Here is a 23,567-nt window from a genome sequence, read left to right on the forward strand (position 1 = left end):
TCAGCCGGTGGCCGCCCCACGGTGGTCCGGCCGGGCTGCGCGTCATCCGCGACGCGCAGCGCCACCCGTCCGTTCCCGGGCCGCGCGGCCCGGCGGCGGGGTGTCCGGGTCCGGCTCGTAGGAGTCCGGGTCGATCGTCGCGGGGGAGACCCGGTCGTCGACGCCCGCGGTCAGCTCGGCGTCCACCGGAACCGACCGCTTGAGCAGCGCGAGCGCCACCGGGCCCAGCTCGTGGTGCTGGACGACCGTGCCCACACGGCCGACCGTGCGGCCGTCGCGCACCACCGGGTCGCCCGTGTGCGGCAGGTCCTCGTCGCCGGCGTCGAGCATCAGCAGCACCGTGCGCCGGGGCGGGCGCCCCAGGTTCGCGACCCGGGCGACGGTCTCCTGGCCCCGGTAGCAGCCCTTGGTCAGGTGCACGGCGGAGCCGATCCAGCCGACCTCGTGCGGGATGGTGCGGTCGTCGGTGTCGCGGTGCAGGCGCGGTGCGCGCGACTCCACCCGCAGCGCCTCGAACGCGATCGTCCCGGCGGCCCGCGCCCCGGCCGCGGTGAGGTCCGCCCAGCGGGCGTCCTTCGTCCCGCGGGGGACGACGACGTCCGCCGCGTCCCGGCCCGGCCACGGCATCCGTCGCACGAACCCGCCGTCCGGCAGGGCCGTGACGCCGTTCGGTGCATCGGGCACCGGCAGTCCCGCCGCGGCGAGCACGGCCGGGGTCTGCGGACCGACGACCGACAGCACCGCCAGCTCGGCGGTGACGTCACGCGGCTCGACCTTCGACCAGAACACCATCTTCGCCAGGTAGTCGAGCAGTGCTGCGCCCTCGCCGGGCTCGGTGTCGAGCCAGACCGTGTCCGCCGACGACGCGACGGCCATGTGGTGCAGCACCCGGCCCTGCGCGTCGAGTACCAGGGCCTCGGTGCCGGTGCCGGGCGGCAGCTCGCTGACGTGCTGGGTGAGCAGCAGGTGCAGCCAGGACAGCCGCTCCTCGCCGGTCACCGCCAGCACCTCGCGGTGCCCGCGGTCGACGACGGCGGCGGAGCGGGCCATCGCCCGCTGCTCGGCCGGCGGGTCGCCGTGGTGCGCGGCGACGACGTCGTCCGGGTCGGGGGTCGTGTTCTCGGCGTTGTCGGTGGTGTCGGGGTCCTGCTCGGATCCGGGAACGGTCACCGGTCTCCCTCCGCGCCCTCCTGGGGCGCCGTGTCGTCCTGCTCGGGGGCTCCGTCGGCGGAGTCCTCGTCGTCGTGCGCACAGTCGACGCACGTGCCGGACAGTGCCACGTGCGTCGCGTCCAGGTGGAAGCCCAGGTCGGCGAGCGTGCGACTCGCCACATCGGAGAGCAGCTCGGTCGGCGCCTCGTCCACCCGGCCGCAGTGGTGGCAGACGAGGTGGACGTGGCGGTGCTGGTGCTCGGAGTAGGTCGGTGCACCGTGCCCGAGATGGGCGTGCCGGACGACGCCGAGCTCCTCGAGCAGGTCCAGCGTCCGGTACACCGTCGTGATGTTCACCGCCGGTGCCGTCGCCTGGACCCGGCTGCACACCTGCTCGGGTGTCGCGTGCCCCAGCTCCCGGACCGCGTCCAGCACGAGCTGGCGTTGAGGGGTCATCCGGAGCCCACGCCGGTGCAACGTGCCCTTCAGTGTGCTGTCCACACCGCCGATGGTATTCGGTACGGCCCGGTAGGCTCGGGCCACGAGGAGGTGACCGCACATCGTGTCACGGAACCGTCCGTCGCGGGCCCCGCCACGCCGACGGACGACCGTTGCACGCTGCGTGGTTCGCCGCGACCCCGTCGTCGTGACTACCCTGACCGGCGAGGTCGCGGCGAACCGTCGGTCCGCCGACCTCGTACGTGCCCTCCGAGGGCACCCATGTCGACGACCTGAGGAGAGGCGATGACGGCAGACGGGGCGGACCGCCCGGGCGGTTCCCCGCGGTTCGACGTCGTTCTCCGCGGCTACGACCGTCGGCAGGTGGACGAGCACATCGTCCAGATGCAGCGGCTCATGGGCCGGATGCGCGCGGACATCGACGCACTGCGGAGCCGGCCGATGCCGCCGCCGATGCCGGTGCCGCCGCCCGGCGGGTTCGCCGCCGGTCCGGCCGGCGGGCCGCCGCGTCCGGCACCGCGTCCGGGGCCGCGTCCCGGCCCGGGGCCCTCGGACCCCGACCGGCACGGTGCCGTCGACAACTTCTCCGACCGCATGCAGGCGATCCTGCAGAAGGCGGAGGAGGAGGCGGAGGAGATCCGCAGCAAGGCCCGTGCCGACGCCGAGCGTGTCGTCACCGAGGCCCGCAAGCAGGTCGACCGCGCCCGCGCGGACGCCGACCGGGCCCGTGAACAGGGCGACAAGCTCCGCACCGAGGTCGGGGAGCTGACCCGGCGTCGCGACGAGCTGCGCGCCGAGGTCGGGAAGGCCCCGGCCACCGGGGACAAGGCCCGCCACGAGATCCGGCCGGCCCCCGGTCCGGGGCAGAAGCCCGGCGGACCGTCCGGCGAGGCCGGGGCGTCCGACGACCGCTCCGCGAAGCCCGCCGCGGGCGAGCGGCCCGGCGCCGGCCAGTCCGGTGCCGCCCAGCCCGCCGGTCAGCCGGGCCCCGGGCCGAAGCCCGCCGCGCAGTCCGGTGCCGGCGCCACGCCGGCCGCCGCTGCCGCCGGCACGGGTGCGGACGCCTCCGCGCGCCCGGGGCAGGTTGCCGACGCCCGGCCCGGGCGTCCCGACCAGGGTCGCTCCGACCAGGCCCGTCCCGACTCCGCGGACCAGCGGTCCGGTCGTCCCGGGCCGCGCCCGGGTGCACCGGAGCCACAGCGCCCCGGTGCCCGGTCCGGTGCCGAGGAGCGCCCGGGGGCCGAGCAGCGTCCCGGTCAGAAGGATCAGGGGCCCACGCGTCCGCAGGGCGCCCCGAACGGCCGCCCGCAGGCCCCCGCGGCCGGTGTCAACGGCGCCGGGGTGAACGGTGCCCGACCGGCGGCCGCCCAGGCGTCGCCGTCGGGCGATGCGGCACCCACGCCGCGGCCCGGTCCGCGTCCGCAGCCGGGGCCCGCCCCGACGCGCCAGGACTCCGGGTCCCAGTCCCGGCCCGACTCCGGTCCGGCCAAGCCCGGCGCCGGTGGGCCGGGTACCGACCGTCCGGCCGGGGCACCGCAGCCCGCCCGGACGGACGCCCCGGGCCCGCGCCCCGGCGGTACCGACGGGGACAAGTCCGCCGGCCCGCGCCCGGGTCCGCGGCCCGCGCCGGGCCCGCGCCCGTCGCCGGCCCCCACCGGGCAGCAGGGCGGTGCCGAGCGCACCACCGCTGTCCGGCCCGGGGACGAGCCCGAGCCCGCCGAGCTGTTCCGGCCCGCGTCGGACTCCCGCCCGGTCGAGGCGGAGCCGAAGACGTCGGCCGTGCCGCGCCAGGACCCGCGTCCGACGCCCGGCGGCGACGCCGAGCGCACGGTCGCGGTCGGCGCCGTCCGCCGTTCCGGTGACACCCCAACGGATGGTTCGCAGAAGCCGCCGGCGGGGGACAAGGGCACCTCGGCCGAGAGCACGAAGGCCGACGCGGAGCCGCCGACGACCGCGAACCCGGCCGCCGGGCGCGGCCCGGCGCGACCCGGTCCGGAGGGGGCCCGCAACGGCTCCGGCCAGGCCGGCCACGGTCAGAACGGTCGTAACGGTGCGTCGTCGGCGTCCGAGCCGTCGTCGCAGGGTGGCGAGAAGGGCAACGGCGCGACCCGCAACGGTTCCGGCGCGGCCACCGGCGACAAGGGCCGGACGGGCGCGGCGCAGCCGTCGACGGGGACGCGCAGCAGCTGAGGTTCCCCGCGCGGGGCCCGGGACCCCAATAAGGTCCGGGCCCATGCAGCTCGGCTCGTTCACGGTCCCGGTCCTGCCCCTCGTGGCGGTGCTGGGCGCGGGCGTGCTCGTGGTCCTGGTCCTGTGGGGTGTGTGGCGTGCGCGCCGCACCCCTGCGCCCGGGCCGCTGCCGCTCGAGCCCCCGCGCACGACCGCGGACCCGCAGCCGTCCTATGCGGACTGGACCGGTGAGGCGGCCGGCGGGCCGGCGGACCCGCCGCGTCCGGCCCGTGCACGGACCGTCGCGGACGTGGTCGCCGAGCGCGGCGCGGACACCGGTCCGCTGCCTCGGGTACCCGCATACGCCGGCGCGGTCGTCGCCTCCGGTGCAGGGCGCCACGCCGCCCCCGACGACGACGGGGCCGAGGGCTCGCTGGAGGCGCTGTTCGCCCCGGCCGACGAGCAGCCCGACGCGGCCACCCTCGCCCGGGGGCGCGACCCGGAGGCGACGGCCGCCGTGTCGCTCGCCGCGGCGTCGCCGGTTCCGGGTGCCGCGTCGGGAACCGGGGCGTCGGGTGCCGCGGTGGAGCCACTGCCCCGGCCACGGCCCACCCCGCGCCCCCGGTCGACCGGGCTGCGACGGGTCCGGGACGCGGGGACCGGGACCGACACCGTCGACCCGGGCCGTGCCTCCGCCACGCTCCGTGCCGCGGATCCGTCCGGGGCCGACGCCGCTGCCGGGGCCGACGCCGCCGTCGCGACCGCCACTGCCGCGATCGACGCCGCTGCCGCGACCGACGCCGCGACCGACGCCGCCGGGGCCGATGACGCGGCCCCGACCGACACCACCGTGGCCCGGGACGCCGCGGGCACCCCCGACGACCCGGCCACGCCGCCGGTGCCGGAGTGGCCGGTCGCACGGCTGCGCATCGTCGACGACCTCACCGACGTCGTCGCGCCCGGCCCGGACGCCACGCCCGCCGCAGCCGGGCAGGCCCCGGCCGCCGGGGACGACACCGTGCCCCCTGCCGCGGACCCGGCTCCGGCCGCCCCGAAGGACACCGCGGCCGGCCCGTTGCCGCCCTGGTCGGCCGAGCGCGCGGAGCCGGCCGCCGAGGACCTCCCCGCGACGTCCGGGATCCCGGCGGCGCCACCCCCCGCGCCGACCCCGCCCGCCGGGTCCGAGATCACGTCCCGGCCGACCCCCGAACCGGTCTCCCGGGCCGTGCAGCAGGCCCTCGCGGCCCGCGCCGTGCAGCGGGCGCGCCTGCGCGCCACCGACGGCGTCGTCGACCCGCAGCCCGACGCCCCCGGTGGCGAGCAGCAGGAGCTGCCGCTCGCCGTCGTCCCGACCGCGGGGGCGCGCACCCCGGCGGCCGGCGACGCGAAGGACCGGCTGCTCGGTGTGCTGCTGGAGAACCCGGCCCGCGCCGTCGACGCGACCGAGCGGCTCGACGACACCCGCGACCGCATCGCCGAGCTCGACGAGGTCCTGCGTCGCCGCCGCGACGACCTGGCCGGCGCCGTCCGGCACCTGCACGAGTGCGGCCTCGACCCGGCGCAGATCGGCCGGCTGTCCGGGATGGCCGTCGACGAGGTCCGCACCATCCTCGACGGCGAGGACGCCGAGCGCTGAGCCTCAGCGCAGCACGGTGAACCGCACGCCCGTCCCCGGCGGGGCCTGGGCGAGCAGCGGCAGGTCGGCGCGCTCGACGACGGCGATCACCGGGTAGCCACCGGTCGTCGGACGGTCGGCGAGGAACACCACCGGCGGCCCGTCCGGCGGCACCTGCACCGCGCCGGTCACCATCCCCTCGCTCGGCAGCTCCCGGTCGCGCAGCTCCGGAAGCCGCTCCGGGGACGGCCCGTCGAGACGGACCCCGATCCTGTTCCCGTCGGCCGTCACCGTCCACAGCGGATCCGCGAGGGCGGCGCGTGGGTCGGCGAACCAGTCGTCGCGGGGGCCGGGGCGCACCCGCAGCCCGACCACGGCACCGGGCAGCGACACCGGGACCGGCCCGGACACCGGGATCCCGCCGGACCACGGGCCGACCGGCAGCTCGTCGCCGTCGGCGACCGGGTCGGGCCCCAGCCCGGACAGCAGGTCGGTGCTGCGGCTGCCCAGCGTGAGCGGTAGCTCCAGCCCGCCCGCGACCGCGAGGTAGCACCGCAGCCCGCCGACCGGCGTCCCGACCGTCAGCTCGGCGCCGTCGGGCAGGTGCAGTGCCCGGTGCGACGCGGCCGGGCTGCCGTCGACGCACACCGGCGCGGGCGCCCCCGTGACGGCGACGGTCCGGCCCCCCAGGGCACGCACCCGCAGCCCGCCGCCGAGCAGCTCCAGCCCGGCGGCGCCGTCGTCGTTGCCGACCAGACGGTTCCCCAGCTCGTAGGCCGGCCCGTCCAGCGCGCCCGACGGCGGCACCCCCAGGTGTGCGTGCCCCGGACGTCCGCGGTCGGTCACCAGCGCCTGCGGCCCGGCCCGCACCACCAGCAGCGCGCTCACCGGGGCTCGAACCGGACGCGGTCGCCGGGGGTGAACAGCGCGGGCGGGTCGGCCCCGGGGTCGAACAGGACCGTGTCGGTGCGGCCGATCAGCCGCCAGCCGCCGGGGGAGCGCCGCGGGTAGACGCAGCTGTAGACGTCGGCGATCCCGACCGAGCCGGCGGGCACCGCGGTCCGCGAGCTCTCCAGGCGTGGCTGCCGCAGCGGCTCCGGGAGCCCCGAGAGGTAGCCGAAGCCCGGCGCGAAGCCACAGAAGTCCACCCGGTACTCCGCGCCGCTGTGCAGCGCGACCACCTCGTCGACGGACAGGCCCGCGGTCTCGGCGACGAGCGCGAGATCCTCGCCGTCGTAGGTCACGGGCAGCGTGTGGACGGTGCCCGTGCCCGCCCCGCCGGCGGCCGCGTCCGCGGCCCGTGCGACCTGTACGACCCGCTCGGTGGCGGCTCCGGGCGCCACCTCGACGAGCACGGTCCGGGCGGCCGGGACCAGTTCCCGCACCTCGGGCAGCGCGGCGTCCCGCACGGCGGCGACGACGGCCGCCACCCCGGCGGCGTCGTCGACCTCCAGCAGCACCGCCCGCCCGCCGCAGCGGCGGACCCGGACCGCGACCAACTAGCCGACCACGCGGTGCAGGACGGCCGAGATGTGCGGCTGCATCGGCTGCCCGACCATCGCGCGCTCGTCGACGTAGGCGAGGTCGCCCTGGTTGACCAGGCCGTAGAGCCGCTTCGCCGCGGTGGCCTCCTTGGCCGAGGGCGTCCGGGCGATGGCGTCGGTCTCGATCTGCCAGGAGCGCATGTCGCCCCGCGGCCCGTAGTAGACCTCGACGATCCCGGTGTGGTGCGCGATCAGGACCTCGATCGAGCCGTCCTCCTGGGGGCGCCAGAACCCGGTCTCGCGGGCGGCCTGGCGGATGATCCCGCCGTCGTCGTCGAGCAGCCAGGACCGGGCCTCGTAGGACAGGAACGGTCGCCCGTCGTGCGCCCAGGTGATCTGCTGGCCGAAGTGGAACGGGCCCTCGATCGTCGGGTAGACGACCTCGCCGGTGCCACGCCAGGTACCGACCAGCGGCAGCAGGCCGAGGCAGGCCTCGTGCAGGTCGGGGCCCTGGCGCAGGTTGGCGGTGTCGTCGTCGACGGGCAGGTCGGGCCACTGCGGCCGGTTGCGCTGCGGGGAGTCCGGGGCCGCGTTCTCCGGACCGGTGATCGTGGTCTGCAGCTCCTCGTCGGACGCTGCGGCGGGCTCGGGGTCGGTCACGGGGTCTGCTCCTCGGTGTGGTGGTCGTCGGGGTCCCGTTCGGGATCGGGACCCGGCCCGGGCGCGGCGGCGGGCTCGACGACGAACAGGCGACGGAGCAACCAGCCGGCCCAGGCGGCGGTTCCCGCGGACAGGGCGATCAACAGCCCGGTGGAGAACCAGTGCACGACCGGCGACTCTACCGCCGCCCCCGGGGCGTGCACCGGGGGCCGCGCCCACCCGTCCCCGTGCACGAACGGGCCCCTCGTACGAAAGGTTCGTACGAGGGGCCCGTTCGTGAGGACGTGCGGTGGTCCGGGGCGAGCCCCGGGACCGGTCAGGCGACGGCGATCTCCGCCTGGTGCAGGCCCGGCCCGTCGGCGACGAGCTCGGACTGCCCGTTGCCCGAGCGCGACAGCGCCCGGACGGTCCAGGTGCCCGGGGCGGCGAAGAACCGGAAGTCACCCGAGGCCGAGGACACGACCTCCGCGGTGAACTCCCCGGTGCCGTCGAGCAGCCGGACGAAGGCCCCGGCGACCGGGTCGCCGGCAGCGACGACGCGGCCGGCGAGCACGGTCTCCTTGGAGAGGTCCGTGTTCGGGGGCAGGGTCAGGTTCTGGTCGGGTGCGGCACACATGTCACTTCGCTCCCAGCTCGATCGGCACGCCGATCAGCGAGCCGTACTCGGTCCAGCTGCCGTCGTAGTTCTTGACGTCGGAGTGGCCCAGGAGCTCGTGCAGCACGACCCAGGTGTGGCTGGAGCGCTCGCCGATGCGGCAGTAGGCGATGGTCGCCTTGCCCTCGTCGTAGCCGGCCTCCTTGTACAGCGAGGCGAGCTCGTCATTGGACTTGAACGTGCCGTCCTCGTTGGCCGCCTTCGACCACGGGATGTTGATCGCGCTCGGCACGTGGCCCGGCCGCTGGCTCTGCTCCTGCGGGAGGTGGGCCGGGGCCAGGATCTTGCCGGAGAACTCGTCGGGCGACCGGACGTCGACCAGGTTCTTGGCGTCGATCGCGTCGACGATCTCGTCGCGGAACGCGCGGATCGAGGTGTCGGCCTCCTTGGCGGTGTAGGAGGTCGCGGGGCGGTCCTTGACGTCGGTGGTCAGGGTCCGGCCGTCGAGCTCCCACTTCTTGCGGCCGCCGTCGAGCAGCACCACGTCGTCGTGGCCGTAGAGCTTGAACTCCCAGTACGCGTAGGCGGCGAACCAGTTGTTGTTCCCGCCGTAGAGCACGACCTTGTCGTCGTTCGAGACACCCTTGGCGGAGAGCAGCTGCTCGAACTGCTCCTTGGTGGGGATGTCGCGACGGACAGCGTCCTGCAGCTCGTCGGTCCAGTTGACCTTGACCGCACCGGGGATGTGGCCCCCGTCGTAGGCGGTGGTGTCCTCGTCGACCTCGAGGAACACCACCCCGTCGGTCTCCAGGTTCTCTTCCGCCCAGTCGGCGGTGACGAGGACGTCCTCGCGGCTCATGTCGATCTCTCCCGAATCGTGTGTCGTGGAACGGTCAGGACTGCGCGGCGGTGCCGCGCAGGCGGGCGAGGAGCCCGTGCATCTCGCAGCCGAGGCAGAAGCCGAAGGCCGCGTTGAGGAAGGCCGCCGCGAGGGCCGCCGCCGTGGCGACGACACCGAGCACGGTCAGGCCGGACAGGTAGCCGGCCGCCGCGACGACGGTGAACACCAGCCCGACGGTCTGCGAGAAGCGGACCGGGGTGGCGTCCTCGCGCTCGGCGGGCGGGCCCAGCCGGGGCGCGATGAGGTGCCGGTACACGACGCCGTAGGGGGCGAACCGCATGCCGGCGAACGCGCCGACGGCGAAGACGACGGCCTGCGCGAGTACGAGCAGGCCGCTGCCGGACAGCAGCACCAGCGCCAGGACGACGGTGGTGATCGCGGCGGAGAAGCGGACCCCGCGCGGGTCGAGCCGGGGCTCGGTGAGCGCGGATCCGCGGTCCGTGACGGACATGGGACTCCAGTAACCGGGGTGGGAACCTCGGCGTCGCGGGACGCCGGGGCTCAGGACACGCGGGTCAGGAGTCGAGACACAGGCAGCCGGCGAGGCGGCACAGATCGACCGTGCGGCGTCGGGTCAGCGGCCAGTTCACGGAACCGAGCCTAGCCGACGATCCGCGCCGAGCCCAGCGGTCGGCGCCCACCGGACATCACACACACGTTCTCAGCCGGTGGGAAGGGCGGCGACGAGCTCGTCGGTGCGCGGGACCCCGGAGACCCGCAGGACCTCGGCACCGCGGGCGTCGAAGACGACCGTCGTCGGGGTCCGCAGCACGCCCAGCGCCCGGGCGACGTCGACGCGCTCGGCCACGTCGACCTCCACGTGCGCCACACCCGGATCCGCCGCGGCCAGGTCGCCGAGGACGCGCGCGGTCTGCCGGCACGGCGCGCAGACCGGTGAGGACAGCTGCAGCAGCAGCGCCCGGCGCCCCTCCGGCTCGGTCCCGGCCAGCTCCCAGCCCGGCCCGGCCACGGCGGGCGCGCCGCCGTCGTCGACGGAGGGCCGGAGCCGCCCCGAACGGCTGCGCAGGGCCAGCCCGGCGAGCGTCGCCACCAGCAGGACGACGACCAGCACCACCGCACCCGTGACGTCCACCGCCGCCCCCTCTCAGCCCGCGGAGCGGGACGTGCCCGGTCCTCCGCCGACGCTCAGGTCGCGCACGGATCCGGCGACCTGCAGGACGTTGTACTCCGGAACGCCCGCCGAGGTCGCGGTGACGCCCAGCGGCAGCGGACCCGGGTCGATGTCCACGGCGAGCGCGCGCAGCATCGAGGTGCGGACCGCGTCCGGCACCGGCTCGTCCGAGCCGTTGATGCGGACGTCCCGCGGGACGATCCGCATCGTGCCGTGGTCGACGAGGAGCACGGCCAGCACGGCCACCTGCGCGTCGGCCCCGTCCACCGGCATCTCCGCGACGAACCGTGCCGCGTTGCGCGGGTCGAGCCCGCGCAGCGTCGGGTCGCCGCCGGCCTGGATCACCGAGTCGATCGCGTTGGCGTCGACGGCCTCGACCGACAGCCGCGTCACCCCGGCGACCGGCCCGCCGGCGTCGACGACCATCCGGCGGATGTCGTTCGGGCTGACCTGCACGATCCCCTCGGCCGCCGCGGCGCGGAACCGGGCGGGTCCGGGCCCGGCGAGGTCGGACAGGTCCCCGCGCAGGCCGTACATCTGCACCTGGAGCTCGGGGGTGCGCAGCGGCCCGACCGGGACCCGCTGCAGCGTCATCTCGACATGGTCGTAGCGGCCGGTCGCGGCCTGGGCGAGGACCGAGAAGCCGTGCACCTGCACGCGCGGGTCCTCGGGGAGGTCGAGCCGGTCGCGCAGCGCACGGGAGACGCCCGACTCGACCGCCGCGCCGGTGGCGAGGTCGCCCACGACGAGCACGGCGGCCACCGCCAGGACGGTGGCGAGCACGCGACGGACGGGGCGTCCCACGACCGGGCCTCCACAGGATCGGGATACGTCCTGACCAGGGTAGAGAGCCCGGTCGCCGGCCCGGTGGGCGGCCCCGGGGCCCCGGAGCGGTCCCGGTCCCCGACCGGAACGATCCAGTTCGTGGCGTGAAACCCGTCGCTCTGCGGCTGACCGTGGGGTGACGTCCCGGTATCGTCCGCGTATCGCGAGAAGGGGGAGTCCATGGAACTGCTCCTGCTGACCACGGCTCCGGATGCGGCAGCCGTTCTGCCCGCCCTGTCGCTGCTGCCGCACAACGTGCGGACCGCGGCGCCCGAGGTGGCGGCACTGCTCGACGCCGGTCCGCACGACGCCGTCCTGGTGGACGCCCGCTCCGACCTGGTCGCCGCGCGCAGCCTGTGCCGGCTGCTGGGCAGCGCCGGGACCGACGCGCCGGTGATCGCCGTGCTGAACGAGGGCGGCCTGGTCGCCGTGTCCGGCGAGTGGGTGGTCGACGAGATCCTGCTCCCCGACACCGGCCCGGCCGAGGTGGACGCGCGGCTGCGGCTGTTGCGGTCGCGTCCCGGCGCCGAATCCGCGTCCGGGGGTGGCGCGCTCGTCCTCGGCGAGCTCGTCATCGACGAGGCGACGTACTCGGCGCGGCTCAAGGGCCGGCTGCTGGAACTCACCTACAAGGAGTTCGAGCTGCTCAAGTACCTCGCGCAGCACGCGGGACGGGTGTTCACCCGGGCGCAGCTGCTGCAGGAGGTCTGGGGCTATGACTTCTTCGGTGGCACCCGCACCGTCGACGTCCACGTCCGGCGGCTGCGCGCCAAGCTCGGCGGCGAGCACGAGCAGATGATCGGCACCGTGCGCAACGTCGGCTACAAGTTCGTCCGCCCGTCGCGCGGCGGGCTGTCCGCGCCGCCCGACCAGGACGACGCGGACCCCGAGCCCGTCCCGGACCGTCGCCTGCCCGGCGCCCGGCCCCCGACCGGCCCGGGACGTGGAGCGTGGGTGCCGCGGTGACCTAGGGTCGGCGCTCGTGGACCCGCAGGAGCACTCCCGTCTCGACGCCGCCACCGTCTCCGCGGTGCAGGACCTGCTGAGGGCGGCGACCGCCGCCGACGGCGCCGAACCGCTCTCCGAGCAGTTCCTGATGCACCTGCGCCCGGACGCCCCCGCCGACGGTGTGACGCACCTCGTCGTCCCCGGTGACGACGGAGCCGTGGCCGGCTACGCCCAGGTCGACGGCACCTACGCCGAGCTGGCGGTGCACCCCCGCGCGCGGCGGCGGGGGATCGGCGGCGCGCTCGTCGCCGCGGTCGAGAAGGTCACCGCCGACCCGCACGTGTGGGCGCACGGCGACCTCGACGCCGCAAAGGGGCTCGCCGCGGGCCGCGGCTACCGCCGGGACCGCGTCCTCTGGCAGATGCGCCGCACCCCTGCGGCGGGCCCGCTGCCCGCCCTGACCGTCCCCGACGGCGTCACGATCCGCGCCTTCGAGCCCGGCCGCGACGACGACGAGTTCCTCCGCGTCAACAACGCCGCCTTCGACTGGCACCCCGAGCAGGGCGGCTGGACCGGCGCCGAACTCGCCGCGCGGGAGGCCGAGGACTGGTTCGACCCGGCCGGGTTCCTGCTCGCCGTCGACGGCGGCGGCACCCTGCTCGGCTACCACTGGACCAAGGTCCACCCGGCGACCGGCGACGAGCGGGCCGTGGGCGAGGTCTACGTCCTCGGCGTCGACCCGGCCACCCACGGACGGGGGCTCGGGAAGGTCCTGACGCTCGCCGGGCTGCACCACCTGCACGACCGCGGGCTGGACACCGTGCTGCTCTACGTCGAGGCCGACAACGCCCCCGCCGTGGCCGTCTACGAGCGCCTCGGGTTCGCCGTGCACGCCGCGGACGTCAACTACGCCCGGTGAGACCCGGTCACCGTTCGACGACCGGTGACGAGGTTCGTTCGAACGTGTGACGCAGGTCCACCCGGTCGCCGACCCTGTTCATCCCACGTTCATCTTCCGTGGGGGTGGCGTCCAACGTCGACTCCTAGCGTCTGCGGCCGGGTGGTCACCCAGACCGCCGTCCCGCAACCGGCTCGTTGCCGACTCGGAGGAAACTGCAGTGAAGACCAAGCGGCGTGCGCCCCGGGCGCGCCTGGCTGCCGTCGGTATCGCCACGTCCTGCGCGCTGTTCGTCGCCGGCTGCGGTGCGGCGAACGAGGGCGGCGGCTCGGACGCCCAGGGTTCGGGCGTCACCGGCCAGATCGCCGGTGCGGGCGCGAGCTCCCAGCAGGCGGCCATGCAGGCCTGGATCGCCGGCTTCACCGGCGCGAACCCCGGCGCGACGGTCAACTACCAGCCGGTCGGCTCGGGCGGTGGCCGTACGCAGTTCGTCCAGGGGGCGGTCCAGTTCGCCGGGTCGGACGCGTACCTGAAGGACGACCAGCTGAACCAGGCGCGGCAGCGCTGCGGCGGCTCGGTCATCGAGATCCCGAACTACGTCTCGCCGATCGCCATCGTCTACAAGCTCGACGGTGTGCAGGACCTCAACCTGTCGCCGGCGACCATCGCGGGCCTGTTCAAGGGCGAGATCAAGACCTGGAACGACCCCAAGGTCGCCGCGGACAACCCGGGCGTGCAGCTTCCGGCCACGGCGGTCACCCCGGTGCACCGCTCGGACGAGTCGGGCACCACCGAGAACTTCACCGACTTCCTCAACAAGGCCGCGGCGCAGGTGTGGACCGATGAGGGCGACGGCGAGTGGCCGATCCAGGGCGGCGAGGCCGCCCAGGGCACGTCCGGTGTCGTCGGCGCGGTGAACGCGGGTAACGGCACGATCGGCTACGCCGACGCGTCGCAGGCCGGCGAGCTGGGCAAGGCCAAGGTGAAGCTGGGCGACCAGAACGTCGAGCCGACCGCCGAGGCCGCCGCGAAGATCCTCGAGGAGTCCACGCGCGTCGAGGGCCAGGGCGACACCTCGTTCGCCTTCGACCTGAACAGGACCGCCACCGGCGGCGCCTACCCGGTGGTGCTGGTGTCGTACCTCCTCGCCTGCCCGACCTACCCCGACGCCGCCCAGGCCGACACCACCAAGGCGTTCCTGAACTACGTGGTCAGCACGGACGGCCAGCAGACCGCGGCGCAGAACGCGGGCTCGGCGCCCCTCTCGGAGACCCTGCGTGGCCAGATCACCCCGGTGATCGACCAGATCAAGGCCGCCGGCTGACCGTCGGCTTGAGTCGGATGTCATCTAGCCAGGGGCCCCGGGCCGTGTTCATCATGGACACCGAGCCCGGGGTTCCCCGGTGCCGTCCTCCCCTGCCCAGCGCACGATCGCACCCCCAGGGATCACTGTGACCACCACGGAAACGAAGCCCGAACCCGTATCGGGCAAGCCTCCGGGCCAGCTCGGTGACCGCATCTTCGCCGGTTCGGCGAAGGGTGCGGGGATCCTGATCCTGGTCGTCCTCGCCGGGGTCGCCGCGTTCCTCGTCTCCGAGGCCGCGCCCGCTCTCGTCGCTCCGGCGGAGGAGGTGCACGGTGGGCTCGCCGCCTACATCGCCCCGCTCATCTTCGGCACGGTCCTCGGTGCCGTGATCGCCTTGCTGATCGCGACGCCGCTCGCGGTCGGTGTCGCGTTGTTCATCAGCCACTACGCGCCCCGCCGGCTCGCACAGGGGCTGAGCTACGTCGTCGACCTCCTGGCGGCGGTCCCGTCGATCGTCTACGGGTTCTGGGGTGCCTTCACCCTCGCCCCCGCGTCGGTGGCGCTGAGCGTCTGGCTCAACGACTACCTCGGCTGGATCCCGTTGTTCGCCGGGCCGCCCTCGGTCACCGGCCGGACCATGCTGGTCGTCAGTGTCGTCCTCGCCGTGATGATCCTGCCGATCATCACCGCCGTCGCCCGTGAGGTCTTCCTCCAGGCGCCGAAGCTGCACGAGGAGGCCGCGCTCGCCCTGGGTGCCACCCGCTGGGAGATGATCCGGCTCGCGGTGCTGCCGTTCGGCCGCTCGGGCGTCATCTCCGGGGCGATGCTGGGTCTGGGGCGCGCGCTAGGGGAGACGATGGCGGTCGCCACGATCCTGTCGGTCTCCGGAGCGGTGACGCTGAACCTGATCAGCAGCGAGAACCCGTCGACGATCGCGGCGAACATCGCCCTGCAGTTCCCCGAGGCCTCCGGGCTCGACGTGAACGTCCTGATCGCCTCCGGCCTCGTGCTCTTCGTGATCACGCTGCTGGTGAACATGCTCGCCCGTTACATCGTCGAGCGCCGCCGCGACTTCTCCGGAGCGAACTGAGATGTCCACCGGAACCGAACGCAACCGCACCGACACCGAGGTACCCGTGACCAGTACCGGTCTGGAGACCCCCGCCGCGACACCCACGGTGCTGCGCCGTACGGGAAGCCTGCCGAACTGGGCCCCGTGGGCGGTGCTCGTGGCTTCCGCGGTCCTGATGGGTGGGCTCGTCGCACTCCTCGGCTCCGGTGTCGGACTCTGGGTGGTGTCGACCGCCGTCGTGTACGCGGTCGCGACCTATGTCGTGTCCCGGGTCGTCGAGGGCGGTCGCCGGGCCACCGACCGTCTGGTCACCGTCGTGGTCACCACGGCGTTCCTGCTGGCCATGCTGCCGCTGGTGTCGGTCCTCTACACCGTCGTCTCCGAGGGCTGGGCACGGTTCGACGCGACCTTCTTCACCCAGTCCATGCGCGGCATCGTCGGTGTCGGCGGCGGTGGTCTGCACGCCATCCAGGGCACGCTCATCATCACCGGGCTCGCCGCCCTGATGTCGATCCCGATCGGCATCCTGACCGCGATCTACCTGGTGGAGTACGGCAACAACTCGCGCCTGGCGCGGGCCATCACCTTCTTCGTCGACGTGATGACCGGTATCCCCTCGATCGTCGCAGGCCTGTTCGCCTACGCGCTCTTCGCGCTGCTGCTCGGGCCCGGGGTCCGCTTCGGGTTCGTCGGTGCGGTCGCACTGACCGTGCTGATGATCCCGATCGTGGTCCGCTCCACCGAGGAGATGCTGAAGATCGTCCCGAACGAGCTGCGTGAGGCCGCCTTCGCCCTCGGGGTCCCGAAGTGGCGGACCATCCTGAAGGTCGTCATCCCGACCACCGCCGGCGGTATCGCGACCGGCATCACGCTGGCCGTTGCCCGGGTCATCGGCGAGACCGCGCCGCTGCTGGTCACGGTCGGTGCCGCTCTCGGGATCAACCTCAACCCGTTCTCCGGGCCCATGGCGACGCTGCCCGTCTTCTCGTACTACTCCTACGCGGTGCCCGGCATCCCGCGTGAGGCGTTCATCGACCGGGCGTGGACCGCGGCCCTGGTGCTGATGCTCATCGTCATGGTGCTGAACATCCTCGCCCGCGTCATCTCCCGTATTTTCGCCCCGAAGACCCGATAAGGACTCCCGACATGGGCAAGAGTGTCGAAGCCAAGGACCTGAACATCTACTACGGGGCGTTCCTCGCGGTCGAGGGCGTCAACATGACCATCAAGCCGAAGACGGTGACGGCCCTGATCGGCCCGTCCGGCTGTGGCAAGTCGACCTTCCTGCGGTCGATCAACCGGATGCACGAGAACATCCCCGGCGCCCGTGTCGAGGGCCGGCTCGAGCTCGACGGCCAGGACCTCTACGGCGCGAACGTCGACCCGGTCGGCGTCCGCCGCCAGATCGGCATGGTCTTCCAGCGGCCCAACCCGTTCCCGACGATGTCGATCTACGACAACGTGATCGCCGGGATGAAGCTCAACAACAAGAAGGCCTCGAAGTCCGAGTTCGACGACACCGTCGAGCGGTCGCTGCGCGGTGCGAACCTCTGGAACGAGGTCAAGGACCGGCTCGACAAGCCCGGTTCGGGCCTGTCCGGTGGTCAGCAGCAGCGGCTCTGCATCGCCCGCGCGATCGCGGTGCGCCCGGACGTCCTGCTGATGGACGAGCCCTGCTCGGCGTTGGATCCGATCTCCACGCTGGCGATCGAGGACCTGATCAACGAGCTGAAGAACGACTACACGATCGTCATCGTGACCCACAACATGCAGCAGGCGGCGCGGGTCAGCGACTTCACCGGCTTCTTCAACATCGAGGGCACCGGCAAGCCCGGCAAGCTGGTCGAGCTCGACGAGACCAAGACGATCTTCTCCCAGCCGAAGCAGAAGGCGACCGAGGACTACGTGTCCGGTCGCTTCGGCTGAGTCCCCGCAGCACGACGACGGCTCCGGCCCCCTCAGGCGGGCCGGGGCCGTCGTCGTCGCGGGTGGGGTCAGAGCGCGGGTAGCTCGTCCACGGTGCCGCCGGTGACGGCGTAGACGATGTGGTCGGCCAGGTGCACGCAGTGGTCGGCGTAGCGCTCGTGGAAGCGGGCCAGCAGCGCGGCGTCGACGGCGGCGGGCACCCCCGCGGTCCAGTCCGGGCCGAACATCAGCTCGAAGACCTGTCGGTGCAGGGCGTCGACGACGTCGTCGTCGTCACGCAGCTCGGCGGCGAGGACGACGTTGTGGGTACGGAGCGCCTCGACGGCCTTGTCACCCATGGCTGCGACCCGGGCCCCGTAGTCGCGGAACAGCGGGCGGGCCTGCTCGGCGAGCACCGCACGGTCCGCGTTGCGAACGACGGTGGCGGCGACGTGCCGGGCCAGATCACCCATCCGCTCCAGCTGCTGGGCGCACCGCAGGGCGGTGATCACGGAGCGCAGCGGCGCGACCATCGGCTGGTGGATGTTCATGGTCTCGACGGCGAGCAGCTCGATCGCGTCGCGGTGGCCGTCGATGACGGGGTCGCGGGAGACGACCTGCTCGGCGAGCCGGGGGCGGTGGCACAGGAGCGCCTCGGACGCGTCGCGGAACGCGGAGGCGACGAGCGGACCCATCTCGTCGAGCATGGACCGGAGCTGCGTCAGGTTGTCGTCGAGCGTCTCCCTGCGCATGGCGACGACCTTAGATCGGAGTCCGTGGCCGATTCGGCCCGGGACCGGTGAACGCTCGGTGAACGCCGGGTCAGGCGGCGCGGGACCGCAGGCCGACGCGCAGGCCGACCCGGAAGCGCTCGGTGGAGCCGAGGACGGTCGATCGGACCCCGGTCACCTCGAACCACTCGAGGGCGTGTCCGGCCCGGCTCATGCCGTCCCGGATCGCCGCCTCGACGCTCTCGTCCGAGGTCCCGACGACCTCTGTGACGACGCAGCCCGCGTGTTCCATGACGCAGACGTGCCCTCGGCGTCGCACCGTCAAACTCGATCGGTCGGCCGTTCGCCGAGCGGGGTGTATCGACTACGTCGAACGGGGCAACAACACCCTCAGACAGCGAGCGGACCGGGCATCTGCCCGGTCACGACGTACACGATCCGGCGAGCGACGGCGACGGCGTGGTCGGCGTACCGCTCGTAGAAGCGTGCGAGCAGTGCGACGTCGACCGCGGCGGACACCCCGTGGGTCCAGTTGCGGTCCATCAGCACGGTGAACATGTGCTGGTGGATGTCGTCGACGGCGTCGTCGTCCGCCTCGAGCTCGTTCGCCGCGTCCAGGTCACGGGTCCGGATGACCCGACCGGCCTTCTCCGCGAGCTCCACACCGACCCGGCCCATCTCGGCGAAGTACGACTTCACCTCGTCGGGCAGCACGGTCTGCGGGTGCCGGCGACGGGCGGCCTGGGCGACGTGCAGGGCGAGGTCACCCATGCGCTCGATGTCGCCCGCACCGTGGATCGCGGCGACGACGACCCGCAGGTCGGTCGCGACCGGCGCCTGCAGGGCGAGCAGGCCGAAGGCCCGGTGCTCCGCGGCGGCACGGACGTCGTCGATCTTGATGTCCTCGGAGATGACCTGCTCGGCGAGCTGGAGATCGGCCTCGAGCAGCGCTGTCGTGGCGCGCGCCATGGCACGTGCGACGTCGTCGCACATGTCTGCCAGGCCGGAGGCCAGCTCGTCCAGCTGCTCCTGATAGGTGTCGCGCATGTCCCGAGCCTAGGCCCCCGGACGGGAAGGTTCAGCTGCAGCGGGTGAACCCGCCGTGAACGCTGGACGACATCCCCCGTTCGGGGTATGGGCGTGTCAGCCGCAGTCGGCGTCGTCGGAGGGGACGGCCTGCACCGGGGCCGCGTCGCCGGCCCCGACGACGAGCTCCAGCATCCGGCTCCCGGTCGGGTCCGGGACCGGCCGCGCGCCGGGCAGCGCCTCCACGAGCGTGCCCGCGGCGTCGGTGTTGTCGGGGGAGTAGCGGACCTGCGCGCCGGGTGCGGCCGGACCGGGCGTGACGGTGCCGATCTCGTAGCCGCGTTCGCGCAGGTCCGCGGCGATCCGGTCGGCCGCTCCAGGGCGTCCGGTCGCGTCGACCAGGTCCACGACGGTGCCCGGCGCCGGGGCGGCCGCGGACCGGGAGGCCGGCGCGGTCGCGCTCTCGGGCAGCGGCTCGTGCTCGCGCAGCGCGGAGAACAGGGTGCGAGCCTCGGAGCGGCGCAGCTCCAGCTGGCCCCGCGTGTTGGGGGCCTCGGTGACCGGGACCGACAGGAACACCGGGGTGTCGGCGTCGCCGGCGGCGCCGGACCGTGCGAGCCCGCGGGCGAGGGTGAGGATCTCGCCGGCGTCGACTCCGTCCGCCGACAGCGCCGACGACACCCCGGCCGCGGAGCGGCCCGGGGCCCCCGGGGTCAGCAGCGACGCGGTCGAGAGCGCGTCGCCGAGCGCGGCGGCGAGCACGCGTTGCTGGCGCCGGACCCGGTTCGCCGGGGAGCTGTCCGCGGTGCCCGCGGCGGAGGCGAACCGGACCGCGGTGGGCCCGTCGAGTTCCACGGTGCCCGAGCCCTCCACGACCGGGCCGAGCACCGGGTCCACGACCGGACGCTCGGTGCAGACCTCGATCCCGCCGACGGCGTCGACCAGCTGCGGGGTCCCGGCCAGGTCGAGCGCGACGACGCCGCTCATCGGCATGCCGGTCAGCTGCTGGACGACGCCGACGCTGCAGGCCGGGCCGCCGACGTCGTAGGCGGTGGCGAAGGCGGTGCGGGACTCAGCGGGCACGGTGTCGCCGTAGGTGCCGGTGGTGGCGTCGAAGCGCCGGCACGGCGGCCGGGACACCTCCAGCGTCGCGGGGATCGACAGGGTGACGGCCGGGCCGCCGCCCGCGGGCCGGTGGACCAGGACCGCCGTGTCGGTGCGCGCGGACTCCGCGGTGCCCGCGCGGTCGGCCTGCAGACCCAGCACCAGGACGTTGCGGTCGCCGGCCTGGACGTCGGCGTCGAGGATCGCGTCGCTGTCCCTGGCGAGGGCGGCGACGTCGCGGACGCCGTCGTGCACCTCGCTGCGCCCGGCGAACCCGTAGGCGGTGGTGACCAGGACGAGGATCGCGGCCGCCGCTGCGCCGATCCGCAGCGCGCGGGCGCGGGCGTCGAGCCGGGCCGGTGGCGGGGTCTCGCCCGGTCCCGGCTCCGCGACCCCGGGAGCGTCCGCCTCCGGCGTGGGCTCCTGCGCCGTGGTGGTGTCCTCGGCGGGCGGGTCGTCCCGGTAGCGACGACGACGGCGGCGCGGCACCAGCGCGTCGAAGACCTCGGTGACGCGCGAGTCCGCGGCGCCGCGGCGGGCGGGCCGCGGCGGCGGCACGCCCGCTCCGGTCTCGGTGTCGCCGTCGGTCGCACCGCTCCGGGGGGCCCCGGCGCTCACGGCGTCGCCCGTGTTCCGGCCGGCTCCGGTGCTCCGGGGGGCCCGGGTGTCCGGACGGGCTGCGTCGGGCGGGGTCTCCCCGGTGTCCGCGGTCGGGCGGGCTGCGGTGGTCGGTGTGGTCCCGGGGGTACCGCCCCGGGTCGCCGGGGTGGCCCCGGTGCCGGCGCCGATCCGGGTGGCCGGGGTGGAGGAGCGCGCGGTCGTCGGGGCCGTCCCCGGGGTGCGGGCGGGCCGGCCACCGGGCGTCGCCGGACGGGCGGTGCCGCCCGCGGGCGGCACCGGGGTGGTCCGCCCCGGGTCGCCGTCGCGCGGGCGTTGCGGCGCCGGCGGCTCACCGGGACGGCGGGGTACGGGTCCGCCGCGCACGCGTCGCACACCGGTCGGGGGGACCGGTCCCGGCGGCGGGGCGTCGGCGGGCCGCGGCTGCGGGCCGGAGGGGTGGGTCCCGGTGACGGGCCGCGGCTGTGGCCCGGAGGGGTGGGTCCCGGTGGCGGGACGGGGCTGCGGGCCGGAGGGCTGCACGCCGGGGCGCCCCTGCGGGCCCGACGGGTGCGCTCCGGGCGGCGGGACCTGCGCCCCGGGAGGGCCCTGCGGCGCGGGGGGCGCGGGCGGGCCCGCGTCGTCCGGGCGCCGACGCGTACGCCGGGGCCGGCGCACCTCGTCGTCGCCGTCCTGCACCGGGCCTCCTCGTCGCGACCGCCGGAGCGGAAGCGCGTGACGGGCGCGGCGTCGGGGGAGCGCGCCCTTCCGGGATCGTGCGGTCGCGGGGACCGCACGGAGGATCTTATTCGGCCCGGTTCGGCGCGGGTGGCGCGGGGCGCGACGCGCCCTGCTCCGGTTGGGGGATCGACCGGCGTCCGGATGCCGGGCCGGCGAGGCTCACCCGGCCGTCGGCGTCGCGGTGGGCGACGGCGTTCCGGCCCGCCTGCTTGGCCGTGTAGAGGAGCACGTCGGCTTCGGTGACGAGGGCCTCGACGTCGTCGTCGCCGGGACGGGACCGGGCGACGCCGATGCTGATCGTCATCCGCAGGTCGGGGTGCAGGTCGCTCCAGTCGTGCGCGGCGACGCTCTCCCGGGCGGTCTCGCAGGCCGCGACGCCCTCCTCGGCCGTCAGCCCGGGCAGCACCAGCGCGAACTCCTCGCCGCCGTAGCGGGCGCAGAACGCCCCGGGCGGCAGGGCCCGGCCCAGCTCCAGCACCATCCGCTGCAGGACCCGGTCCCCGAACGGGTGCCCGTGGGTGTCGTTGACCAGCTTGAAGTGGTCGATGTCGGCGAGCGCCAGGCAGACCGGCAGGCCCGTGCCCGCGGCGAGCAGGTCGATCAGCCGCTCGTCGAGGTAGCGGCGGTTGTACGACGCCGTCAGGCTGTCGCGGCGGCTCTGCTCACGGGCCTCGGCGTGCTCGCGGCGGAGCCGGTCGAGCTCGTCGGGGGGGCTGGGGGCGTTGAGGCCGTGCAGGAGCCGGACGGCCTCGCGCAGGTGCAGGTAGGCCTGCTCGTAGCGACGGTGCTCCGCGAGCCGCTCGGCGGCCGCGGTGTGCAGGGCCGCGCGGGCCGCGGGGGAGGCGGGGGCGACGTCGTCGCCCGGCGTGTCGGGTCCGGGAGCGGGGGGCGACGGGTCGAGACGGCGTGCGGACCGCACGAGCCTGCGCACCGTCCATGCGGTGTCGGTCATGGTCCACCTCCCCGTCGTCGAGCCGTTCGGCCACTGGGACTGTTCATCGGTGACACCCCCGGGACGCTTGAGGCGTACGGCGAGTCGGCACCCGTTCGGCGCCCTGGTTCCCCCGGGTCGGGGTAACGCGTGTTCGCCCCGGGGTCGCCGTGATCAACCTCCGGAGTGCTCCACGTCCGCCCCGAAGGGGATCGACGGGTCGTCCGGGTCGTCGAGCCAGTGCTCGGGCAGCACGACGCGACCGGGTGACCCCTGGCGCCCGCGCGGACCGTCGGCGTCGGCCGGGAACGGCTCGTCCGGGTCCAGCCCGGACAGCAGCTCGTCGAGGTGATCGATCGACTCCACCATCCCGAGGCTGCGCCGCAGCTCCGGGCCGACCGGGAAGCCCTTGAGGTACCAGGCGATGTGCTTGCGCACGTCGCGGATGCCCTTGTGGTCGCCCATGTGCTCGCACAGCAGCACGGCGTGCCGGCGCAGCGTCGCGGCGACCTGGCCCAGGCTCGGCGGGGCGGGCAGCTCGCGGCCGGCGAACGCGGCCTCCAGGTCCCCGAACAGCCACGGCCGGCCCAGGCAGCCCCGGCCGACCACGACGCCGTCGCAGCCGGTCCGGGCGACCATGTCCAGGGCGTCCTGCGCGGAGAAGATGTCACCGTTGCCCAGGACCGGGACGTGCGCCGGGACTGCGTCGCGCAGCCGGGCGATCTCGTCCCAGTCCGCGGTGCCGGAGTAGCGCTGGGCGGCGGTGCGGGCGTGCAGCGCGACGGCGACGGCGCCCTCGTCGACGGCGATCCGCGCGGCCTCGAGGTGGGTGTGGTGCTCGTCGTCGATGCCGATGCGCATCTTCACGGTGACCGGGCGGTCCCCGGCGCCGGTGACCGCGGCCCGCACGATCCGGCGGAACAGCTCCCGCTTGAACGGCAGCGCCGCCCCGCCACCACGACGGGTGACCTTGGGGACCGGGCAGCCGAAGTTCATGTCGATGTGGTCGGCCAGGTCCCGCTCGACGATCATCTCCGCGGCCCGCTGCATCGACACCGGGTCGACGCCGTAGAGCTGCATCGAGCGGGGGTGCTCGTCCGCGTCGAAGGCGATCATGCGGAACGTCAGCGGGTTCTTCTCGACCAGCCCGCGGGCGGTGATCATCTCGCAGACGTAGTAGCCGGCGCCCTGCTCACGGCACAGGCGGCGGAACCCGGGGTTGGTGATGCCGGCCATCGGCGCGAGCACCACGGGGGTGTCGACCTCGAACGGGCCGATGCGCAACGGCGGCAGCACGCGGTCACGGCGGGCGGGGGT

Annotated in this window: 26 protein-coding genes; 8 read left to right on the plus strand and 18 right to left on the minus strand. The window is 74.8% G+C overall.

Going from position 1 to position 23,567, the window contains the following annotated elements:
* Positions 1-42: 42 nt before the first annotated feature.
* Together ygfZ and ZF1_RS02205 are read right to left on the minus strand one after the other, a co-directional pair.
* Positions 43-1,170, minus strand: a complete 1,128-nt coding sequence (gene ygfZ / locus ZF1_RS02200; RefSeq protein WP_357438500.1) for a CAF17-like 4Fe-4S cluster assembly/insertion protein YgfZ — start codon at positions 1,168-1,170, stop codon at positions 43-45.
* Positions 1,167-1,652 carry a Fur family transcriptional regulator gene (locus ZF1_RS02205; protein ID WP_073575837.1) on the minus strand — a complete coding sequence of 162 codons (486 nt, stop codon included), beginning with the start codon at positions 1,650-1,652 and terminating at the stop codon, positions 1,167-1,169. The genes ygfZ and ZF1_RS02205 overlap by 4 nt, the downstream gene beginning before the upstream one ends.
* Positions 1,653-1,895: 243 nt before the next feature.
* On the opposite strand from ZF1_RS02205, the gene ZF1_RS02210 reads away from it, so the two are divergent.
* Both ZF1_RS02210 and ZF1_RS02215 read left to right on the plus strand, forming a co-directional pair.
* On the plus strand, positions 1,896-3,800 hold the full coding sequence (locus ZF1_RS02210) for a DivIVA domain-containing protein (protein ID WP_073575838.1): 1,905 nt from the start codon (positions 1,896-1,898) through the stop codon (positions 3,798-3,800).
* Between the two features lie 43 nt (positions 3,801-3,843).
* On the plus strand, positions 3,844-5,415 hold the full coding sequence (locus tag ZF1_RS02215; RefSeq protein WP_482636362.1) for a hypothetical protein: 1,572 nt from the start codon (positions 3,844-3,846) through the stop codon (positions 5,413-5,415).
* Positions 5,416-5,418: 3 nt separating this feature from the next.
* Here the strand turns inward: ZF1_RS02215 and ZF1_RS02220 are convergent, their stop codons facing one another.
* The 10 genes from ZF1_RS02220 to ZF1_RS02265 form a co-directional block, all read right to left on the minus strand.
* A complete protein-coding gene (locus tag ZF1_RS02220; protein WP_357438492.1) occupies positions 5,419-6,282 on the minus strand; it encodes a 5-oxoprolinase subunit C family protein in 864 nt (287 codons plus the stop codon).
* A complete protein-coding gene (locus tag ZF1_RS02225) occupies positions 6,279-6,893 on the minus strand; it encodes a 5-oxoprolinase subunit B family protein (RefSeq protein ID WP_357438489.1) in 615 nt (204 codons plus the stop codon). Before ZF1_RS02225 ends, ZF1_RS02220 begins: the two co-directional genes overlap by 4 nt.
* Positions 6,894-7,499 carry a heme-binding beta-barrel domain-containing protein gene (locus ZF1_RS02230; protein WP_435827764.1) on the minus strand — a complete coding sequence of 202 codons (606 nt, stop codon included), beginning with the start codon at positions 7,497-7,499 and terminating at the stop codon, positions 6,894-6,896. It abuts the gene before it with no gap.
* Between the two features lie 35 nt (positions 7,500-7,534).
* Positions 7,535-7,705 (minus strand): hypothetical protein, encoded by a 171-nt coding sequence (locus ZF1_RS02235; RefSeq protein ID WP_168169561.1) that lies wholly within the window; start codon positions 7,703-7,705, stop codon positions 7,535-7,537.
* A gap of 149 nt (positions 7,706-7,854) precedes the next feature.
* A complete protein-coding gene (locus ZF1_RS02240; protein WP_208820632.1) occupies positions 7,855-8,154 on the minus strand; it encodes a DUF1416 domain-containing protein in 300 nt (99 codons plus the stop codon).
* A 1-nt stretch (position 8,155) separates the two neighbouring features.
* Positions 8,156-8,992 carry a sulfurtransferase gene (locus ZF1_RS02245; RefSeq protein WP_346105119.1) on the minus strand — a complete coding sequence of 279 codons (837 nt, stop codon included), beginning with the start codon at positions 8,990-8,992 and terminating at the stop codon, positions 8,156-8,158.
* 34 nt (positions 8,993-9,026) lie between these two features.
* Complete coding sequence (locus ZF1_RS02250) at positions 9,027-9,485, minus strand: DUF4395 domain-containing protein (protein WP_357438486.1); 459 nt, start codon at positions 9,483-9,485, stop codon at positions 9,027-9,029.
* 64 nt (positions 9,486-9,549) lie between these two features.
* On the minus strand, positions 9,550-9,675 hold the full coding sequence (locus ZF1_RS02255; protein WP_373324057.1) for a putative leader peptide: 126 nt from the start codon (positions 9,673-9,675) through the stop codon (positions 9,550-9,552).
* Positions 9,676-9,695: 20 nt separating this feature from the next.
* Positions 9,696-10,127, minus strand: a complete 432-nt coding sequence (locus ZF1_RS02260; RefSeq protein WP_357438483.1) for a thioredoxin family protein — start codon at positions 10,125-10,127, stop codon at positions 9,696-9,698.
* Positions 10,128-10,139: 12 nt separating this feature from the next.
* Positions 10,140-10,970 carry an LmeA family phospholipid-binding protein gene (locus ZF1_RS02265; protein WP_357438480.1) on the minus strand — a complete coding sequence of 277 codons (831 nt, stop codon included), beginning with the start codon at positions 10,968-10,970 and terminating at the stop codon, positions 10,140-10,142.
* Positions 10,971-11,171: 201 nt separating this feature from the next.
* On the opposite strand from ZF1_RS02265, the gene ZF1_RS02270 reads away from it, so the two are divergent.
* From ZF1_RS02270 to pstB, 6 genes are all read left to right on the plus strand, one after another.
* Positions 11,172-11,957, plus strand: a complete 786-nt coding sequence (locus ZF1_RS02270; protein WP_062399702.1) for a winged helix-turn-helix transcriptional regulator — start codon at positions 11,172-11,174, stop codon at positions 11,955-11,957.
* Between the two features lie 16 nt (positions 11,958-11,973).
* Positions 11,974-12,858, plus strand: coding sequence for a mycothiol synthase (mshD, locus tag ZF1_RS02275; protein ID WP_357438477.1), 885 nt, complete (start codon positions 11,974-11,976; stop codon positions 12,856-12,858).
* 199 nt (positions 12,859-13,057) lie between these two features.
* Positions 13,058-14,161, plus strand: coding sequence for a phosphate ABC transporter substrate-binding protein PstS (gene pstS, locus ZF1_RS02280; protein WP_224403747.1), 1,104 nt, complete (start codon positions 13,058-13,060; stop codon positions 14,159-14,161).
* Between the two features lie 127 nt (positions 14,162-14,288).
* Positions 14,289-15,233, plus strand: coding sequence for a phosphate ABC transporter permease subunit PstC (pstC, locus tag ZF1_RS02285; RefSeq protein WP_073575849.1), 945 nt, complete (start codon positions 14,289-14,291; stop codon positions 15,231-15,233).
* Between the two features lies 1 nt (position 15,234).
* Entirely contained in the window at positions 15,235-16,350 is a 1,116-nt protein-coding gene (gene pstA, locus ZF1_RS02290; protein WP_073575850.1) for a phosphate ABC transporter permease PstA, read from the plus strand.
* Positions 16,351-16,361: 11 nt separating this feature from the next.
* Complete coding sequence (gene pstB, locus ZF1_RS02295; protein ID WP_073575851.1) at positions 16,362-17,141, plus strand: phosphate ABC transporter ATP-binding protein PstB; 780 nt, start codon at positions 16,362-16,364, stop codon at positions 17,139-17,141.
* Positions 17,142-17,209: 68 nt separating this feature from the next.
* Here the strand turns inward: pstB and ZF1_RS02300 are convergent, their stop codons facing one another.
* The 6 genes from ZF1_RS02300 to dusB form a co-directional block, all read right to left on the minus strand.
* Complete coding sequence (locus ZF1_RS02300) at positions 17,210-17,872, minus strand: phosphate signaling complex PhoU family protein (RefSeq protein WP_179761256.1); 663 nt, start codon at positions 17,870-17,872, stop codon at positions 17,210-17,212.
* A gap of 70 nt (positions 17,873-17,942) precedes the next feature.
* Positions 17,943-18,170, minus strand: coding sequence for a dodecin family protein (locus ZF1_RS02305; RefSeq protein WP_312888606.1), 228 nt, complete (start codon positions 18,168-18,170; stop codon positions 17,943-17,945).
* 71 nt (positions 18,171-18,241) lie between these two features.
* Positions 18,242-18,898, minus strand: a complete 657-nt coding sequence (phoU, locus tag ZF1_RS02310) for a phosphate signaling complex protein PhoU (RefSeq protein ID WP_062399711.1) — start codon at positions 18,896-18,898, stop codon at positions 18,242-18,244.
* Between the two features lie 96 nt (positions 18,899-18,994).
* Positions 18,995-20,599, minus strand: a complete 1,605-nt coding sequence (locus tag ZF1_RS02315) for an LCP family protein (RefSeq protein WP_139282824.1) — start codon at positions 20,597-20,599, stop codon at positions 18,995-18,997.
* A 784-nt stretch (positions 20,600-21,383) separates the two neighbouring features.
* Positions 21,384-22,271: a GGDEF domain-containing protein gene (locus ZF1_RS02320; RefSeq protein ID WP_253067434.1), complete on the minus strand. Its 888-nt coding sequence runs from the start codon at positions 22,269-22,271 to the stop codon at positions 21,384-21,386.
* A 153-nt stretch (positions 22,272-22,424) separates the two neighbouring features.
* Complete coding sequence (gene dusB, locus ZF1_RS02325) at positions 22,425-23,546, minus strand: tRNA dihydrouridine synthase DusB (RefSeq protein ID WP_337826664.1); 1,122 nt, start codon at positions 23,544-23,546, stop codon at positions 22,425-22,427.
* Between the last annotated feature and the right edge of the window lie 21 nt (positions 23,547-23,567).

Source organism: Pseudonocardia sp. ZF1 (genome assembly GCF_056835605.1).